Genomic DNA, 17,471 nt, shown 5'->3' with positions numbered 1-17,471 from the left:
CCGGGTGCGAGTGGGACTGCTGACCCGGGAGTACCCGCCGGATGTGTACGGCGGCGCGGGCGTCCATGTCGAGTTCCTCGCCCGGGAGTTGCGGGATCTCGTCGACCTTGAGGTGCACTGCTGGGGCGAGGGCCGAGCGGTGGGCGTACTGCGCCATCGCCCCTGGTCCGCGCTGGACACCGCCAACGACGCGCTGCGCACCTTCTCCGTGGACCTCGCCATGGCGGCCGGCCTGCAGGGCCGCGAACTCGTCCACTCCCACACCTGGTACGCCAACCTCGCCGGCCACCTCGGCAAGCTCCTGTACGGCATCCCGCACGTGATGACCGCCCACTCCCTGGAACCCCTGCGCCCCTGGAAGGCCGAGCAGCTGGGCGGCGGCTACGCCCTGTCCGGCTGGGCCGAGCGGACCGCGATCGAGGCCGCCGACGCGGTGATCGCCGTGTCCGGGGCCATGCGCGAGGACATCCTCGGCTGCTACCCGGCGCTGGACCCGGACCGGGTCCACGTGGTGCACAACGGCATCGACACCACCCTGTACCGCCCGGACCGCGGCACCGACGTCCTGCGCCGGTTCGGCCTCGACCCGGACCGCCCGTACGTGCTGTTCGTCGGGCGTATCACCCGCCAGAAGGGCGTGCCGCACCTGCTGCGCGCCGTACGGGACATCGATCCGGCCGCCCAGGTCGTGCTGTGCGCCGGCGCCCCCGACACCCCGGAGATCGACCAGGAGTTCCGCGACCTCTACCAGGAACTGAGCCGGGTCCGCGAGGGCGTGCACTGGATCCCGCAGATGCTGCCGCGCCCGGAGGTCATCCAACTCCTCACCCACGCCGCCGTGTTCGTCTGCCCCTCGGTGTACGAACCCCTCGGCATCGTCAACCTGGAGGCGATGGCCTGCGGAACTCCCGTGGTGGCCTCGCGGGTCGGCGGTATTCCCGAGGTGGTCGACGACGGCAGGACGGGCCTGCTCGTCACGCTGGACGACGGCTTCGAGGCCGGTCTCGCGCAGGCCCTGGACTCGGTGATCGGCGACCCGGAGACCGCCCGCCGGATGGGCGAGGCCGGACGGGAGCGGGCCGTGGGGGAGTTCGGCTGGGACGCGGTGGCCCGGCGGACCGCCCGGCTCTACGGGGAGATCCTCAAGCAGGCTTAGCGCGCCCCGCACAGGGGCAGGCTGGCATCAACCAGGGTGAGGGGAGCGGCCCATGCGTCGAGGCGGACCTTCGGTGCTCGGAATCGTGCTCGCGGGCGGAGAGGGCAAGCGCCTGATGCCCCTGACCGCGGACCGTGCGAAACCAGCGGTCACCTTCGGAGGAACGTATCGCCTCGTCGACTTCGTCCTCTCCAACCTCGTCAACGCCGACATCCTGCGCATCTGCGTCCTCACGCAGTACAAGTCGCACTCGCTGGACCGGCACATCACCACCACCTGGCGGATGTCCAGCCTGCTCGGCAACTACGTCACACCGGTCCCGGCGCAGCAGCGGCTCGGCCCGCGCTGGTACCTGGGCAGCGCGGACGCGATCCTGCAGTCGCTCAACCTGGTCTACGACGAACGCCCCGAGTACGTCGCCGTGTTCGGCGCCGATCACGTGTACCGCATGGACCCGCGCCAGATGCTCGCCCAGCACATCGAGAGCGGCGCGGGTGTCACGGTGGCCGGCATACGCGTCCCGCGCGGGGAGTCCTCGTCCTTCGGCGTGATCAGCCCCGGTTCGGACGGCCAGAGCGTGGAGCGGTTCCTGGAGAAGCCCGCCGACCCGCCCGGCCTCCCGGACGACCCGGAGTGCGTGTTCGCCTCCATGGGCAACTACATCTTCACCACCAAGGCCCTCATCGAGGCGCTCCAGCGGGACGCCGAGGACGAGAACTCCGTGCATGACATGGGCGGCTCGATCCTGCCCCAGCTCACCGAGCGGGGCGAGGCCCAGCTGTACGACTTCAGCGCCAACCACGTCCCCGGCGAGACCAACCGCGACCGCGGCTACTGGCGGGACGTCGGCACCCTGGACGCGTACTACGACGCCCACATGGACCTCATAGCCGAACGCCCCGCCTTCAACCTCTACAACCGCCAGTGGCCCGTCTACACCCACTCCAACCAGCTCTCCCCGGCCCGCTTCAACGCGGGCGGCATCGCCGGCGAGTCCATCGTCAGCGCCGGCTGCCTGATCCGCGGGCAGGTCACGCGGTCCGTGCTCTCGCCGGGCGTGGTGGTCGATCCGGGGGCCGTGGTGCAGGGGGCGGTCCTGCACGACAACGTGCGCATCGGGCGGGGCGCGGTGGTGCGGGGGGCCGTGCTGGACAAGAACGTCGAGGTGCCCCCGGGCGCGACGATCGGCGTCAACCCGGAGCGTGACGCGGAGCTGTACACCGTCTCCAAGGGCGGGGTGATCGCCCTGGGGAAGGGGCAGTTGGTCACGTAGCGGCTTCGTAGCGGTCGCGCGCACCTCGCCCCCGGGTCTGCGGGACTCTCGCTCCTGCCCCGCACGGAGCCCGGCGGTCTCGAACCCCACCGGGCGACAGCGGCCACGGCCCTCGGCGACGACCGCACGCCCGAGCTCGACTTCGCCCGCGCCCTCGCCGCACCCCCGGCCGACGTCACCCACGGTCCGGAGGTGTTCGACGGCGCGGCCCGGCCGCTCGGGAGCGTCGAGGGTCCGTGCCCGCTGCGGGACGACGAGCCCTCGGGGACGGCACGGCAGGCGACACCGCCGATCTCCTCCCGATCGCGTGGACGGCATCCGGCTCGCCCCGGACGTGGCCGCCCCGACGCCGAGGGTGAGCCGAACGGCCGCTCACCCGCGTGCGCGCCGTACCGAAACCGGACGCCCGGATCGGCTCCCGGCCGCCCCTGCGGCACCGGTCCGTGACGCCTCCCGGGTGACACCCACGGGATGCCCGGCGCCGCAACCTGTGCTGGAGTGACCTCATATGCACCATGAGTCCCGCCCCTTTCGCGAGGGGTGGGACTTAATCTGCTGTTAACTGTGCGTAGCTTGATCGTACTTGACCGTAATCGGTCCAGGGCGATTGACTGCGGGTCCACCCTTCGTCGACGCGAGGCAAGCCATTGACTTCTGACCTGCTCGCACCTCTCGACCTGGCGTTCTGGAACATCGAGTCCGCCGAACACCCCATGCACCTCGCGGCGCTCGGCGTGTTCGCGGCGCACTCGCCCACCGCGGGCGCCCACGCGGCCGACCTGCTCGCCGCCCGCGCCGCCGCCGTGCCGGGACTGCGGATGCGCATCCGCGACGCATGGCAGCCGCGCGGCCTGCTGCGGCCGTTCTCCTTCGGCGGTGCCGCCCGCGAGCCCGCGCCCGACTTCGACCCGCTCGACCATGTCCGGCTGCACGCCCCGACCGCCGACTTCCAGGCGATGGCGGGCCGGCTCATGGAGCGGCCCCTGGAGCGTGGCAGGCCACCCTGGGAGGCGCATGTGCTGCCGGGGGAGGACGGTGTGTCGTTCGCCGTGCTGTTCAAGTTCCACCACGCCCTGGCCGACGGGCTGCGCGCGCTGACCCTCGCCGCCGCGGTCCTGGACCCCATGGACCTGCCCGCCCGCGCGCCCCGCCCCGAGGAGCCCCGGGCCGCCCGCCTCCCGGACGTGCGCAAGCTGCCGGACGTGCTGCGCGGCTCCCTGTCCGACGTGGGCCGGGCCCTGGACATCGGCGCCTCCGTCGCCGTCTCCACCCTGGGCATGCGCTCGTCGCCCGCGTTGACCGCCGAGCCCAGCGGTACCCGGCGCACCGCCGGAGTGGTCGTCGACATCGACGACGTGCACGTGATCCGCAAGGCCGTCGGCGGCACCGTCAACGACGTCCTCATCACCGTGGTCGCGGGAGCGCTGCGCCGCTGGCTGGACGCACGCGGCGACGGCAGTGAGGGCGTGGCCCCCCGTGCCCTCATCCCCGTCTCCAAGCGCCGCCCGCGCACCGCCCACCCGCAGGGCAACCGGCTCTCCGGCTACTTGATACGGCTCCCGGTCGACGACCCCGACCCGGTGCGCCGTCTCGCCGCCGTCCGTACCGCCATGGACCGCAACAAGGACGCCGGACCCAACCGGGGCGCGGGCGCGGTCGCCCTGCTCGCCGACCACGTCCCCGCGCTCGGCCACCGGCTCGGCGGACCGCTGGTCGGCGGGGCCGCCCGGCTCTGGTTCGACATCCTCGTCACCAGCGTGCCGCTGCCCGGCATCGCCCTGCGGCTCGGCGGTCACGCGGTCACGGAGGTCTATCCGTTCGCCCCGCTGGCCCGCGGCCATGCCCTGGCGATCGCGATCTCGACGTACCGCGGACGGGTCCACTACGGCCTCGTCGCCGACGCCGAGGCCGTACCGGACCTCGACGTGCTCGCCGAGGCCGTCTCCGAGGAGGTGGAGACCCTCATCACGGCCTGCGGTCCTTGACCCCGACGGATTTTGGAGGACCGGCCCGGCGCTCCGTAGAATTCCCGGTTCGAAAGCGGGGCGCGGTCGGAGCGCCGCGGTGATCAGGGACGGCAGCGGCGATGACGGTGACACAGGACGGCTCGGTGACGACCACGGACGAGGTCGTGCACCAGCCCGGGGACGAGGTCGTGTACGGCCCCGGCATCGATCCCGAGCGGCTCGCCGTCTGCCTCAGCGTGCTGGAGGAGCTCGACAAGCTGGAGGTCGACCACCCGGACGCCATCGCCGTGCGCCGGGCCACCGCGGGCATCTACCGCACCGTCAAGCAGCGCCGCCGCCAGGAGCGCCGGGCCGCCAAGACCGCCCACGACAAGGCGGTCACGGAGGCCACGGCGACCGGCTCCGCCCAGCGCATCGACGACGAGACCGAGGGTCTCCTGCCGTCCTCGGTCACCGAGGAGGGCAGGATCGCGGGGATACTCCAGCGCCCGCGTTCCTGCTACACCTGCAAGACCCGGTACGTGGAAGTCGACTACTTCTACCACCAGCTCTGTCCGGACTGCGCGCACACGAACCGGTCCAAGCGCGATGCCCGCGCCGACCTCTCCGGCAAGCGGGCCCTGCTCACCGGCGGCCGCGCCAAGATCGGCATGTACATCGCGCTCAGGCTGCTGCGCGACGGCGCGCACACGACGATCACCACGCGTTTCCCCAAGGACGCCATCCGCCGCTTCAAGGCGATGGACGACTCCGCGGACTGGATGCACCGCCTGGAGGTCGTGGGCATCGACCTGCGGGACCCGGCGCAGGCGGTCGCCCTCGCCGACCAGGTCGCCGAGGCCGGCCCGCTGGACATCCTCATCAACAACGCGACCCAGACCGTGCGCCGGCTGCCCTCCGCCTACGCCGCCCTGGTGGAGGGCGAGAGCGCCCCGCTGCCCGCCGGCGAGCTGCCCGCCCACCACGTCATCGGCGCCTTCAACTCCGGCGCGGTCGACGGCCTCGCCGCCCTGCCTCTCGGCGCCAGCGGCCTCGACGCGCAGAAGGTCGCCGACCTCGCCCTGGTCGCGGGCAACGCCAGCGTCGAGCGGCACCTGGACGGCACGGCCATCGACGCGGGCGGCCTCGTCCCCGACGTCGTCGACTCCAACACCTGGGTGCAGACCATCGACCAGATCTCCCCGGTGGAGCTGCTGGAGACCCAGCTGTGCAACTACACGTCGCCGTTCATCCTGATCAGCGCGCTGCGCCCGGTCATGGCCGACGCCGCGAAGAAGGCGGCGAGCGGACGGGCGTACGTCGTGAACGTCTCGGCGATGGAGGGCGTCTTCGGACGTGGCTACAAGGGTGCCGGCCATCCGAACACCAACGCCGCCAAGGCCGCGATGAACATGGTCACGCGGACCAGCGCGCAGGAGATGTTCCAGACCGACGGCATCCTCATGACCTCGGTCGACACCGGCTGGATCACGGACGAGCGGCCCCACTACGACAAGCTGCGGCTCGCCGAGGCCGGGTTCCACGCGCCGCTCGACCTGGTCGACGGTGCGGCCCGGGTCTACGACCCGATCGTGCGGGGCGAGGCGGGGGAGGACCTGTACGGGGTCTTCATGAAGGACTACGCGCCGGGCAAGTGGTAGGGGGCGGCGGGACCGCGCGAGCGTAGGTGCTCGTGCACGGCGTGTTCCGCCGCCGTGCGTGCCGCCCGTACCCTCGTCCCCCCGTCGACCAGCAGGTCGGCGCCCGTCACCCACTCCGCCGCGTCCGACGCCAGCCACACCGCCGCCCGAGCCACGTCCTCGGGTTCCCCGATCCGCCCGAGCGGCAGCCCGGCGGCGACGCGGTCCTCGTCCGGCTCCCACACGAAGCGCGCCATCTCGGTGCGGACGAGCCCGGGGGAGACGGAGTTGACCCGCACCCGCGGGGCCAGCTCGCCCGCCAGCTGCCGGGTCAGATGCGCGAGGGCCGCCTTGCTGGTGCCGTAGGCGCCGATGTGGGGGCCGACATGGTCCGCGCCCTCCGTGCAGACGTTGACCACCGCGCCGCCGTGCTCGCGCATCCACGCCCGCCAGGCGTACCGCACCAGCCGCAGCGGCGCCTCGACGTTCACGGTGAACGCCTCTCGCCACGCCTGCGGGTCGACGTCCATCAGGGGACCGTACGGGAGGTTGGTCGCCGCGTTGTTCACGATCACGTCGATCCGGCCGAGCTCGCGCAGCGTGAGATCCACGACCGCCCGAAGATGATCCGGGTCGGCCACGCTCCCGGCCACTCCGACGCCCCCCAGCGCGGCGGCCGTCCGCCGCACCTCGCCCGCGTCCCGCGCGGTCACGCACACCCGCGCTCCCGCGGCGGCCAGCTGCCGGGCGACCGCGTGTCCGATCCCGCGCGTGGCGCCGGTGACGATCGCTGCCCTGCCCCGAAACCCGGCGTCCCCGCCCTCGCGATCGGCGTTGCCGCCCCCGGGACGGCCGTGCCCGCCTGACGAACCGGCGTCCCCGCCCCGTGACCCGTATGACGTCATCGTCGTACCGTCTCATGACGGTACGTCAGTCGACAGTCCCGAGCGATGAGTCACCGGACGTCCCCAGCTCCGGTGCTCGCGAATCGGCCAACAGGACCGGAACTGCGCGGCGCGCTCGGCCCGGCGATACCGGGGAAGCGGGCGTTGACCCGTACGGGTGATCTGTGAACCTGGCTATTTCACGGCAAAACGGTACGCAACGGGCCACTGAATGCCGTTTGAATCAGGATAGTTACACGTTGTTTGCAGCCCCATCGAGCGGGCACCCGCTCATTTGGTTAATCTGTAGCGGACGGACAGCAATACAGGGTCCCAACCCACACCCATGGTCCGTCCCGGGACAAGCCGGTGCACAACGGCCTGCTTGCACACCAGTTACCGGCGCCACCGCGTCCGAGCCGACTTCGAGTAAGACCCGAGCGGGCGTCACGTGCCGGACCGCAGACTGGGCCGGCCCGCCCCGAGGGTGATCCGACACATAAGGAGTGCGCGGTGACACCTGAGAAGACGAATCGCGAACAGCGCCCCAAGGAACGCACGGAGCGCGCCGGCCGCCGGTCGACGGAGATCGGCAGTCTCGATGTGTGGGCCAGGTCCGCCCCGATCCGCCTGGCCGGCTACGAGGACGACCTCGCCGAGCCCCACATCCTGCCCAGCGTCGACTGACGGGCAGAACCTTCGCGATCGCCGACGCATGGGCGTGCGAGACTCACGCCCATGCTGATCAGAGAAGCCGCGGCCGACGACTGGCCGCGGATTTGGCCTTTCTGGCACCGGATAGTCGCCGCCGGCGAGACCTACACCTGGGACCCGGACACCTCCGAGGACGCCGCCCGGCAGCTGTGGATGAGCCCGGCCAAACGCGTCTTCGTCGTCGAGGACGCCGCCGGAGTCGTCGTCGCCTCCGCCTGTCTCACGCCCAACTACGGTGGCCCCGCGGCCCGTATCGCCAACGCCGGCTTCATGGTCGACCCCGATCACGGCGGCCGGGGCATCGGCCGCGCCCTCGCCGAACACCTCCTGGCCGAGGCCAAGGCCGACGGCTACCGGGGCATGGTCTTCAACGCCGTCGTCGAGACGAACCCGGCCGTAGGTCTGTGGATCTCCCTCGGCTTCACGATCCTCGGCACCGTCCCGGAGGCGTACGACCACCCCGCACGGGGACCGGTAGGCCTGCACATCATGTACAGGGCGCTTTAGCCGATGAATGCTGCGAGCAGTCCATTTGCCTAAGGGTTTTAGGTAAATGCATACTCGTTTACGGTAAGCGGGTAAGCGGGGTGAACGGACGGGGCGGGAGGGCGGCTGTGGCACGCGTAGGACTGACCGCGCAGCATCTGGTCCGGGCGGGCGCCGAACTGTCCGACGAGGTCGGCTTCGACCAGGTGACCGTGTCGGAACTGGCCCGCCGGTTCGACGTCAAGGTCGCGAGCCTGTACTCGCATGTGAAGAACTCCCAGGACCTCAAGACGCGCATCTGCCTGTTCGCGCTGGAGGAACTGGCCGACCAGGCTGCCGACGCCATCGCCGGGCGGGCCGGCAAGGACGCCCTGGTCGCCTTCGCGAACGTCTACCGCGACTACGGCCGTGAGCACCCCGGCCGGGCCGCCGCCGCCCGGACGAGACTCGACCCCGAGACGGCGGCGGCCGGCGCGGGCGCCCGGCACGCGCAGATGACGCGCGCCATCCTGCGCGGCTACGACCTGACGGAACCGGACGCGACCCACGCCGTACGGCTGCTGGGCAGCGTCCTCCACGGCTACGCCAGCCTGGAGACCGCGGGCGGCTTCAGTCACAGCGCCCCCGACTCCGAGGAGTCCTGGACCCGGATCCTGGACGCCCTCGACGCCCTGCTGCGCAACTGGCCCGCCGAGCCCACCCGTTGACCGACAGGCCGAGGACAAGGACGCGGAGCACATGGACACCGAGCACGACTGGATCAGCACGCCCCTCACGGCCGAGCTGCTGCGCGGCGCCCTCGACGTCGAACACACCGAACACGGCCTGCTGCCCCACCGGCTGCCCGCCCGGGCCCGCGCCCAGAACACCGACGAGCAGCTGGCCATGGCCGAGTCGCAGCCCTCCGGTGTACGACTGGCCTTCCGGACCCGGGCCACCGCGCTCGAACTGGACACCCTCCCCACCAAGCGCGTCTACGTGGGTGCCCCGCCCCGTCCGCACGGCAGGTACGACCTGACCGTCGACGGCCGCCTCGCCGGGCAGGGCACCGTGACCGACGGCAACGTCGTGACCGTCGACATGACCGCCGGCACCGCCGAGCACCGGCCCGGCCACCCCGGCACCGTCCGCTTCACCGGGCTGCCCGACCACGACAAGGACGTCGAGATCTGGCTGCCGCACAACGAGACCACCGAACTGATCGCCCTGCGCACGAACGCCCCCGTCCAACCCGCACGGGACCTGGGCCGCAGGGTGTGGCTGCACCACGGAAGCTCGATCAGCCACGGCTCCGACGCCGCGAGTCCCACCGCCGTCTGGCCCGCGCTCGCGGCCTCGCTGGGCGGCGTGGAGCTGATCAACCTGGGTCTGGCCGGCAGCGCCCTGCTCGACCCGTTCACCGCACGCGCCCTGCGCGACACCCCCGCCGACGTCATCAGCGTCAAGATCGGAATCAACCTGGTCAATCTGGACCTGATGCGGCTGCGCGCCTTCGGCCCCGCCGTCCACGGCTTCCTCGACACCGTCCGGGAAGGGCACCCGACGACACCACTGCTCGTCGTGTCGCCCATCCTGTGCCCGATGCACGAGGACACGCCCGGCCCCTGCGCCCCGGACCTCGGCGGCCTCGGCGAGGGACGACTGCGGTTCGTGCCCATGGGCGACCCCGCGGAGAGCGCGACCGGGAAGCTGACGCTGAAGGTCATCAGGGACGAACTGTCCCGCATCGTCGGGCAGCGGGCGGCCGACGACCCGAACCTGCACTACCTCGACGGCCGTGACCTCTACGGCGAGACCGACTCCGCGGAACTGCCGCTGCCCGACGGCCTCCACCCGGACGCCGCCACCCACCGCCGCATCGGCGAACGCTTCGCCCGGCTGGTGTTCACCGACGACGGGCCCTTCGCCGCGGCCCCACGCGCGTCGGCGGCAGCCGGCAGCCGGCTCGCGCCGTAGGGGGATGATCGGACGCGTGCGCGAACGAGACGATGACGACCGGCTTCCCCTGCTCTGGGAGGAGCACTGTCGGGCCCCGTTCCCCGCGGGCTTTCGCGGGGTGGACCTCGACGGGGTGGACCTGGTCATGCTGGACGCGGACGTCGCGGGTCTCGTCCGCGGTGAGCTCGCCGACGGCCTCGACGGCGAGGGCGTGGCGATGCTGTGGGCATGCGTCGCGGGCCTCGACAAGGTCCTGCCCCTGATCGACGACGCGTACTGCGCGTCCTACTACGGCAGGCTGCGGACCATGGCCGGGATCACGGCAGCGCGGTACGTGCCCGGCGCGCTCTGAGTTCTACGACGACACCGACCGGTCCATCGGCGCCGTCCGCCGCCATGGCCGCAGCTGCTCGATCCGCTCGGCCAGCGCGAGCAGCTGCGCCTCCGCACCGGGACGCCCGACCAGCTGCACGGCACACGGGGCGCCGGAAGGGAGATGGCCGAACGGGACCGACATGGCGGGCCAGCCCGTGAGGTTCCACGGCGGCGTCAGCGGCGAGTAGTTGGTGTTCGTGATGATGTTGCGCAGCCAGCCCCGCTCGTGCCAGGGCTCCGACCTGGGGGAGCGGCGGGCGAGGGCCGGGGTCAGCAGGACGTCGTACTCGGCGAAGAACGGCTCCAGACGCCGGCGCAGGGCCTCCCTGCTCGCACCGCCCTGCGCCCGGGCGACGAAGCGTCTGCCCACCGAGGCGTGGACCCGGGTCCGGCGGGCGAGTCGGCGCGGGTCGAGGCCCCGTGCGTCCACGGCGGTGCCCGCCGTCCAGTGCGTCAGCGCGGTGACACCCAGCGACACCGGGTACGGCGGGTCGGCGCGCCGAACCTGGTGACCGGCCCTGATGAGCAGCCCGGCGGCCTCACGTACGGCGGCCGCGTACGGCCTGCTGATGGTGACCCCGGCGAGCGGGCTGCGCAGGGACACCGCGATCCGCAGGGTGCCCGGCGCCTTGGGGAGTGCCACCTCGGTGCCGGTGAGGACGGACAGCATCAGACGGGCGTCCCCGACGGTCGTCGCCAGCGGGCCGTTCTCCGACATGCCGAACCAGTCGCCGTCGCTGACACCCGCCGGGACCACACCGGTACCCGGCTTGATGGTGACCAGACCGCAGTTGGCGGCCGGGATGCGCAGGGAACCCATCCCGTCGTTGCCGAGGGCGATCGGCACCATGCCCGCGGCCACCGCCGCCGCGCTGCCCCCCGACGAACCGCCCGCCGTGCGCGAGGTGTCCCACGGGTTGCGCGCCGTACCGTGCACGCCCTCCGTGGTGCCGAAGACACACAGCTCCGGCACGTTCGTCAGCCCCACCACCACCGCGCCGGCCGCCCGCAGCCGGGCCACCGTGACGTGGTCCTGTCCGGCCGGGGCGTCCGACGTCGCCGTGGAGCCGACGCGGTTGGACTCGCCGCGCACCGCGAGGTTGTCCTTGACGGCCACCGGCACCCCGGCCAGGGGCAGTTCGGCCAGGTCGGGCCGGGAGCCGACCTCGTCGGCCTCGGCGAGCGCCGCCTCCCCCCGGACCAGGCGGAAGGCACCGACGCCCCCGTCGAGGCGCTCGATGCGGGCCAGGTGCTCGGCCACCACCTCACGGGGCGTGGCCTGCTTCTCGCGTACGGCGGCGGCGATCTCGACGGCGGTCCTGCCGACCCAGCTGGTCACGGGCGCTCCTCAGGGCTTACTCGCGAGTACGTGAGAGCACTCTGCCCGTCTGCGGGCCCCGCGTCGAGAGGACGCTCGGCAATGCCTCCCTGACCCTCACCGAGGGCGACGCGCTCACCTCGTCCACGCCGCGTCCCTCTCCCGCCACACCGTCGGAAAGGCGGTTCATCTGAGCTGCAGGCGTGTGAGGCGCGTCGTCGTGCGAGGAACGTCGAACGGCCCCAGACTCAAGGCCGTTGGCGTCCCATTTGCACCTTGGAGGCACATTTGAAGCTTGTCACACGGGCGCAGCTCGGCTGGCCCGCATCCGCCGCACCCACGCAGACCTCGACCAAGGGTGTGAAGATCCACTACGACGGTGTACCGGTCAGCGTCCAGCTGCTCGACGACCACGATCTGTGCCTCGCCAAGTGGAAGAGGATCCGGGTCGACCACCTGGCGAACAAGACGGAGAACTACTCCGACATCGCCTACAACTACGGTGCCTGCCCGCACGGTTACCTTCTGGAGGGCCGCGGTCTGGGCAGGCGCAGCGGCGCGAACGGCAACCAGGACCTCAACCGCGCCCACTACGCGATCATGGGCCTGGTCGGCTCGGAAGGGCTGACCAAGCCGACCGACGCGATGCTCGGAGCGATCCGTGACGGCATCGAGCTGCTGCGCGACCATGGCGCCGGCGGCGAGATCAAGGGGCACCGGGACGGCCTCGCCACGGATTGCCCGGGCAAGCACCTGTACGCATGGGTGAAGAAGGGCGCCCCACGGCCCGACGGTCCGGCACCGGAGCCGGAGCCCGGCCCGCGGCCGGTGATCGATGTGTCGAAGGTCGCCGCGGCCGCCCTGCACGACCCGGCCGAGCCGGGCACCCCCGTGTCGTACACCGGGGTCAGGACGGTGGAGAAGGCGCTCGTCGCGGAAGGCCTCCTCGCGGCGACGCTCGCGGACGGCCACTTCGGCTCGGCCACCGTGGAGGCGTACGCCGACTGGCAGCGGCGCTGCGGCTTCACGGGCGATGACGCCAACGGCATCCCGGGCTTCGTGTCACTGGAGAAGCTCGGACGCGAGCACGGGTTCGACGTGCGGCCGTAGAGCCGCGCAGGCACCGCGGTGACGCCTCGTCCGGGCGTATGAGCGGGCCGCTGCCTCGCACGGCGGACGAGGGGACGGCCCTGCCTGCGCGACGCGGCTGCGATCAGCCGCCCAGCTGGGCCCGCAGCCACTCCTCCACCTCGCCCACGTGCGCGGCAGCCGCCGCCCGGGCCGCATCCGGGTCGCGGGCGACCAGGGCGCGGTGGATCGCGGCGTGCTCGCGACGGGTACGGGCGAAGGCGCCCTCCTCCTGGTAACCGCGCCAGACACGGGCGCGGAACGTACGCGAGGACAGGCCCTCCAGGATCGCGGCCATGGTGTCGTTGCCGGCGGCGGCCGCGATCTCGCGGTGGAAGGCCAGGTCGTGGGCGAGGATCTCCTCGGGGTCGTCCGTGGCGTTCATCGCCGCCAGGTGTTCGCCGACCTGCGCGAGCTGGTCCGGCGTAATCCGCGCCGCGGCCAGGGCCGTCGCCGTGGACTCCAGGACGCGGCGCACCTCCAGCAGCTCCACCAGGCGTGGGCCCCGGGACAGGTCGGCCACCACGCCGAACGTCTCCAGCAGGTCGCCGGCCTCCAGACGCGTGACGTAGATGCCCGAACCGTGCCGCGCCTCCAGCACCCCCATCACGGTGAGCGCCCGGATCGCCTCCCGCATCGAGCTGCGGGAGATGCCGAGCCGCGCCGCCAGATCGCGCTCGGTGGGCAGCCGCTGGCCGGGCTCCAGCCGGCCCTCGGCGATCATCGCCTTGACCGCCTCGATGGCGCGCTGCGTCACGGTGCCCTTCTGGGGGGCCGTCTCGTCCTCCACGCCGTTCCTCCCGTCGCCCCAGGCACCGGAGGGTTCCTGGTGAGCGGCAGTGTAATCACCGGGTTGGTCCGACCACTACGGCCGAAAACGGCGAGATCATGCCTCCTAAGGGTGTTGTTCCGGCGAAGTGGTCTGATAACAATGCGGGCATCTGCTCGAACCAGGTGCTCGAACCCGCTCGACGAGGAGCCGCCGGATGCCCTGTACGACAGCGCGGAAGCAGAACAGGTCACGCATGGTCAGAGCGGCGGCCGCGGTCGCCGGTGCCTCGCTCGCGCTCGCCGCGTGCGGCAGTACCAAGGACACCGGCGCCGCGAGCGCGGAAGGCGGCGGCAGCGGCGAGGTCGGGGTGATCCTGCCCTTGCTGACCTCGCCGTTCTGGCAGGCCTACAACGACTACGTGCCGAAGATGGCCGCCTCCGAAGGCGTCGACACCCTCAAGACGGTCAACTCCAACAGTGACCCCTCACAGCAGATCACCGACATCAACAACCAGCTTAACCAGGGCGTAAGGGGCCTGGTCGTCGCCCCGTTGGACAGCGCCGCCATCGAGGCCGGACTCGACCAGGCCGAACGCAAGGGCGTCCCCGTCGTCGCGGTCGACGTGGCCCCCGACAAGGGCAAGGTCGCCATGGTCGTACGCGCGAACAACGTGGCGTACGGCGAGAAGGCCTGCGACTACCTCGGCAGGAACATCACCAGCGGCAAGGTCGTGCAGATCATGGGCGACCTCGCCTCGGTCAACGGCCGGGACCGCTCCGAGGCCTTCCGTGCCTGCGTGAAGAAGAACTTCCCCGAACTCAAGGTCCTGGAGATACCGGCCAAGTGGGAGTCCGACACCGCCGCCTCCAAGCTGGACACCCTGCTCAACGCCAACCCCGACATCAAGGGGATCTATCTGCAGGCCGGCGGCGTCTACCTCGCGCCGACCCTCCAGACCCTGAAGTCCAAGGGGATGCTGAGGAAGGCCGGGCAGGACGGCCACATCACCATCGTCTCCAACGACGGCATCCCGCAGGAGTACGACGCCATCCGCAAGGGTGAGATCGACGCGACCGTCTCCCAGCCCGCCGACCTGTACGCCAAGTACGGCATGTACTACATCAAGGCGGCGATGGAGGGGAAGACCTTCGAGCCGGGCCCGACCGACCACGGCTCGACCATCGTGGAACTCCCCGGCGGCATCCTGGAGGACCAGCTTCCCGCCCCGCTGGTCACCAAGGACAACGTCGAGGACCCCAAGCTCTGGGGCAACACGGTCACATGACGACGCCACTCGTACAGGCGCGGGGGATCGTCAAGCGCTACGGCCCCACCACCGCCCTCGCCGACGGCCGACTCACCGTCCTGCCCGGCGAGTCCCACGCCCTGGTCGGCCGCAACGGCGCCGGCAAGTCGACCCTGGTCACCATCCTCACCGGACTCCAGGCGGCCGACCGGGGCGAGGTCCGGTTCGACGGGGAACCCGCGCCCGCACTCGCCGACCGGGACGCCTGGCGCCGCAAGGTGGCCTGCGTCTACCAGAAGCCCACCGTCGTCCCGGAACTCACGGTCGCCGAGAACCTCTTCATCAACCGGCAGCCGCTCCGCAGGGGCGTCATCAGCTGGCGCAAGCTGCGCACCGAGGCCGCCGACCTGCTCGCCGCCTGGGACGTACACGTCGACCCCGATGCCCGCACCGCCGACCTCAGGGTCGAGGACCGGCACATGGTGGAGATCGCCCGGGCGTTGAGCTTCGGCGCCCGCTTCATCATCCTCGACGAACCCACCGCCCAGCTCGACAACCGTGAGATCGAGCGGCTGTTCACGCGGATGCGGGCCCTGCAGGAGGCTGGCGTCACCTTCCTGTTCATCTCGCACCACCTGCAGGAGGTGTACGAGGTCTGCCAGACCGTCACGGTGCTGCGCGACGCCCGCTGGATCACCACCGCCCCGGTCGCCGAACTCCCGCGCCGGGCCCTGGTGGAGGCGATGGCCGGGGAGTCCCTCGAAGCCATCGCCGAGCAGGCCGTGGATCCCGGGGACGTCGACCACGACGCCCCCGTCCTGCTCGAAGCCCGGGGGCTCACGTCACCGGCGTACGAGAACATCGACCTGACCGTCCGCCGCGGCGAGGTCGTCGGACTCGCCGGAATCAGCGGCAGCGGCAAGGTGGAGCTCGCCGAGTCCTTCGCCGGGCTGCACGCGCCGACCGGCGGGGCCGCCCGAATCGACGGCACACCGCTGCCCTTCGGCGACGTGCGGGCCGCCTTGGAGGCCGGTGTCGCGTGCGTGCCCCGCGACCGGCACGACCAGGGCCTCGTCGCCGGCATGACCGTCGGTGACAACGCCACCCTGAGCGTCCTCGACCGGCTCGGTCGCTTCGGCTTCGTCGCCAGCGCACGCAAGGGCGATCTCGCCACCGCCCTCATCGAACGCCTCGACATCCACACCGAGGGCCCCGACCAGCCCGTCGGCGACCTGTCCGGCGGCAACGCGCAGAAGGTCGTCATGGCCCGCGCCCTCGCCTCCGACCCCCGCCTGCTCGTGCTGATCAACCCGACCGCGGGCGTCGACGTGAAGTCCAAGGAGTCCCTGCTGGCCCGCGTGGACAGCGCCCGCGCGGACGGCGTCGCGGCGCTCGTGGTCTCCGACGAACTCGACGACCTGCGCCGCTGCGACCGCGTCCTCGTCCTGTTCCACGGCCGCGTCGCCGCCGAGTACGCGGCGGGCTGGCGCGACCACGAGCTGATCGCCTCCATCGAAGGAGTGGACGACCATGGCTGACACCAAGGCCCCACCGGCCCTGCCCGTGAAGGTGCCGGACGCCCGTGCCGCCAGGGCGGTCCTGCTCCGCCGCGCCCGTGAACTCGCCCTCGTACCCGCCCTTGTGCTCCTCCTGGTGCTCGGCGCGGTGGTCAACGACTCCTTCCTCACCGAGCGCAACCTGATCTCGATCCTCGGCGCGTCCGCCGCCCTGGCGATGGTCGTGCTGGCCGAGTCGCTCGTCCTGATCACCGGAAAGTTCGACCTGTCCCTGGAATCGGTCGTCGGTATCGCGCCCGCCCTCGGGGCGCTCCTGGTCCTGCCCGCCGCCAACTCCGGCTGGGGCACCGAACTCCCCGCCGCTCTGGCCCTGTCGGCGGCCCTGGTGGCCGGTGCGGCGGTCGGCGCGTTCAACGGCGTCCTCGTCGTGAGGTTCAAGCTCAACGCGTTCATCGTGACCCTGGCGATGCTGATCGTCCTGCGTGGCCTGCTGGTCGGCGCTACCAAGGGCAAGACGCTGTTCGGGATGCCCGAGAGCTTCTACTCCCTCGCCACGACGACCTTCCTGACCATCCCGATGTCGGTGTGGCTCGCGGCGGCGGCCTTCGCGATCGCCGGGTTCGTGCTGAAGTACCACCGCGTCGGGCGCGCGCTGTACGCCATCGGCGGCAACGCGGACGCCGCCCGCGCGGCAGGGATCCGGGTCGAGCGCGTGATGCTCGGGGTGTTCGTCGTGGCGGGCGCCCTCGCGGCGGTCGGCGGGATCATCCAGACCGGCTACGTCGGGGCGATCAGCGCCAACCAGGGCAACAACATGATCTTCACCGTGTTCGCGGCCGCGGTGATCGGCGGCATCGCCCTGGACGGCGGCAAGGGAACCATGTTCGGCGCCCTGACCGGCGTACTCCTCCTCGGCGTCGTCCAGAACCTGCTCACCCTCGCCCAGGTCCCGTCGTTCTGGATCCAGGCCATCTACGGCGGAATCATCCTGGTCGCCCTCATGATCGCCCGTGTGACGACGGGCCGGGCCCAGGACTGACCCGCGCCGAACCCTTCATCGACGTCACCGACCGAAAGG

16 protein-coding genes are annotated in these 17,471 nt (G+C 71.7%); 13 read left to right on the top strand and 3 right to left on the bottom strand.

Annotation, left to right across the window (positions count from 1 at the left end; all coding sequences use genetic code 11):
- Positions 1-4: 4 nt before the first annotated feature.
- The 4 genes from glgA to ACFYNL_RS21735 all read left to right on the top strand — a co-directional run bounded on the left by glgA (position 5) and on the right by ACFYNL_RS21735 (position 6,036).
- Positions 5-1,156 carry a glycogen synthase gene (glgA, locus tag ACFYNL_RS21750; protein WP_388806001.1) on the top strand — a complete coding sequence of 384 codons (1,152 nt, stop codon included), beginning with the start codon at positions 5-7 and terminating at the stop codon, positions 1,154-1,156.
- A 52-nt stretch (positions 1,157-1,208) separates the two neighbouring features.
- Positions 1,209-2,429 (top strand): glucose-1-phosphate adenylyltransferase, encoded by a 1,221-nt coding sequence (gene glgC, locus ACFYNL_RS21745; protein ID WP_388805998.1) that lies wholly within the window; start codon positions 1,209-1,211, stop codon positions 2,427-2,429.
- Positions 2,430-3,076: 647 nt separating this feature from the next.
- Complete coding sequence (locus ACFYNL_RS21740; protein WP_388805995.1) at positions 3,077-4,414, top strand: wax ester/triacylglycerol synthase family O-acyltransferase; 1,338 nt, start codon at positions 3,077-3,079, stop codon at positions 4,412-4,414.
- Between the two features lie 101 nt (positions 4,415-4,515).
- Positions 4,516-6,036 (top strand): SDR family NAD(P)-dependent oxidoreductase, encoded by a 1,521-nt coding sequence (locus ACFYNL_RS21735; protein WP_388805992.1) that lies wholly within the window; start codon positions 4,516-4,518, stop codon positions 6,034-6,036.
- Here the strand turns inward: ACFYNL_RS21735 and ACFYNL_RS21730 are convergent.
- Positions 6,015-6,920, bottom strand: a complete 906-nt coding sequence (locus ACFYNL_RS21730; RefSeq protein WP_388805989.1) for an SDR family oxidoreductase — start codon at positions 6,918-6,920, stop codon at positions 6,015-6,017. The two genes, ACFYNL_RS21735 and ACFYNL_RS21730, sit on opposite strands and share 22 nt — an antisense overlap.
- A gap of 492 nt (positions 6,921-7,412) precedes the next feature.
- Here ACFYNL_RS21730 and ACFYNL_RS21725 point away from each other — a divergent pair, with 492 nt between their 5' ends.
- The 5 genes from ACFYNL_RS21725 to ACFYNL_RS21705 all read left to right on the top strand — a co-directional run bounded on the left by ACFYNL_RS21725 (position 7,413) and on the right by ACFYNL_RS21705 (position 10,389).
- Entirely contained in the window at positions 7,413-7,586 is a 174-nt protein-coding gene (locus tag ACFYNL_RS21725) for a hypothetical protein (RefSeq protein WP_019759059.1), read from the top strand.
- A gap of 51 nt (positions 7,587-7,637) precedes the next feature.
- Positions 7,638-8,120 carry a GNAT family N-acetyltransferase gene (locus ACFYNL_RS21720; RefSeq protein WP_388805985.1) on the top strand — a complete coding sequence of 161 codons (483 nt, stop codon included), beginning with the start codon at positions 7,638-7,640 and terminating at the stop codon, positions 8,118-8,120.
- A 107-nt stretch (positions 8,121-8,227) separates the two neighbouring features.
- A complete protein-coding gene (locus tag ACFYNL_RS21715; RefSeq protein ID WP_388805982.1) occupies positions 8,228-8,806 on the top strand; it encodes a TetR/AcrR family transcriptional regulator in 579 nt (192 codons plus the stop codon).
- A gap of 31 nt (positions 8,807-8,837) precedes the next feature.
- A complete protein-coding gene (locus ACFYNL_RS21710; RefSeq protein WP_388805979.1) occupies positions 8,838-10,055 on the top strand; it encodes a GDSL-type esterase/lipase family protein in 1,218 nt (405 codons plus the stop codon).
- 16 nt (positions 10,056-10,071) lie between these two features.
- Positions 10,072-10,389: a hypothetical protein gene (locus ACFYNL_RS21705; protein WP_388805976.1), complete on the top strand. Its 318-nt coding sequence runs from the start codon at positions 10,072-10,074 to the stop codon at positions 10,387-10,389.
- 3 nt (positions 10,390-10,392) lie between these two features.
- On the opposite strand, the gene ACFYNL_RS21700 is transcribed toward ACFYNL_RS21705, so the two are convergent.
- Positions 10,393-11,751, bottom strand: coding sequence for an amidase (locus tag ACFYNL_RS21700; RefSeq protein ID WP_388805973.1), 1,359 nt, complete (start codon positions 11,749-11,751; stop codon positions 10,393-10,395).
- Between the two features lie 267 nt (positions 11,752-12,018).
- Here ACFYNL_RS21700 and ACFYNL_RS21695 point away from each other — a divergent pair, with 267 nt between their 5' ends.
- Complete coding sequence (locus ACFYNL_RS21695) at positions 12,019-12,840, top strand: N-acetylmuramoyl-L-alanine amidase (RefSeq protein WP_388805970.1); 822 nt, start codon at positions 12,019-12,021, stop codon at positions 12,838-12,840.
- A 103-nt stretch (positions 12,841-12,943) separates the two neighbouring features.
- On the opposite strand, the gene ACFYNL_RS21690 is transcribed toward ACFYNL_RS21695, so the two are convergent.
- Entirely contained in the window at positions 12,944-13,648 is a 705-nt protein-coding gene (locus ACFYNL_RS21690; protein ID WP_388805967.1) for a FadR/GntR family transcriptional regulator, read from the bottom strand.
- 196 nt (positions 13,649-13,844) lie between these two features.
- On the opposite strand from ACFYNL_RS21690, the gene ACFYNL_RS21685 reads away from it, so the two are divergent.
- From ACFYNL_RS21685 to ACFYNL_RS21675, 3 genes are read left to right on the top strand one after another with little or no spacing between them, the layout of a single operon-like run.
- The gene (locus ACFYNL_RS21685; protein WP_388805964.1) at positions 13,845-14,915 is read left to right on the top strand and encodes a sugar ABC transporter substrate-binding protein; all 1,071 of its coding nucleotides are present in this window, start codon (positions 13,845-13,847) and stop codon (positions 14,913-14,915) included.
- Positions 14,912-16,414 carry a sugar ABC transporter ATP-binding protein gene (locus ACFYNL_RS21680; RefSeq protein ID WP_388805961.1) on the top strand — a complete coding sequence of 501 codons (1,503 nt, stop codon included), beginning with the start codon at positions 14,912-14,914 and terminating at the stop codon, positions 16,412-16,414. Before ACFYNL_RS21685 ends, ACFYNL_RS21680 begins: the two co-directional genes overlap by 4 nt.
- Complete coding sequence (locus tag ACFYNL_RS21675; RefSeq protein WP_388805958.1) at positions 16,407-17,432, top strand: ABC transporter permease; 1,026 nt, start codon at positions 16,407-16,409, stop codon at positions 17,430-17,432. Before ACFYNL_RS21680 ends, ACFYNL_RS21675 begins: the two co-directional genes overlap by 8 nt.
- The last annotated feature ends 39 nt before the right edge of the window (positions 17,433-17,471 follow it).

Source organism: Streptomyces sp. NPDC007808 (assembly GCF_042868655.1).
Classification (GTDB): domain Bacteria; phylum Actinomycetota; class Actinomycetes; order Streptomycetales; family Streptomycetaceae; genus Streptomyces.
The sequence above is the reverse complement of the archived record's forward strand: the minus strand, read 5'-3'. Positions and strand labels throughout refer to the sequence as shown.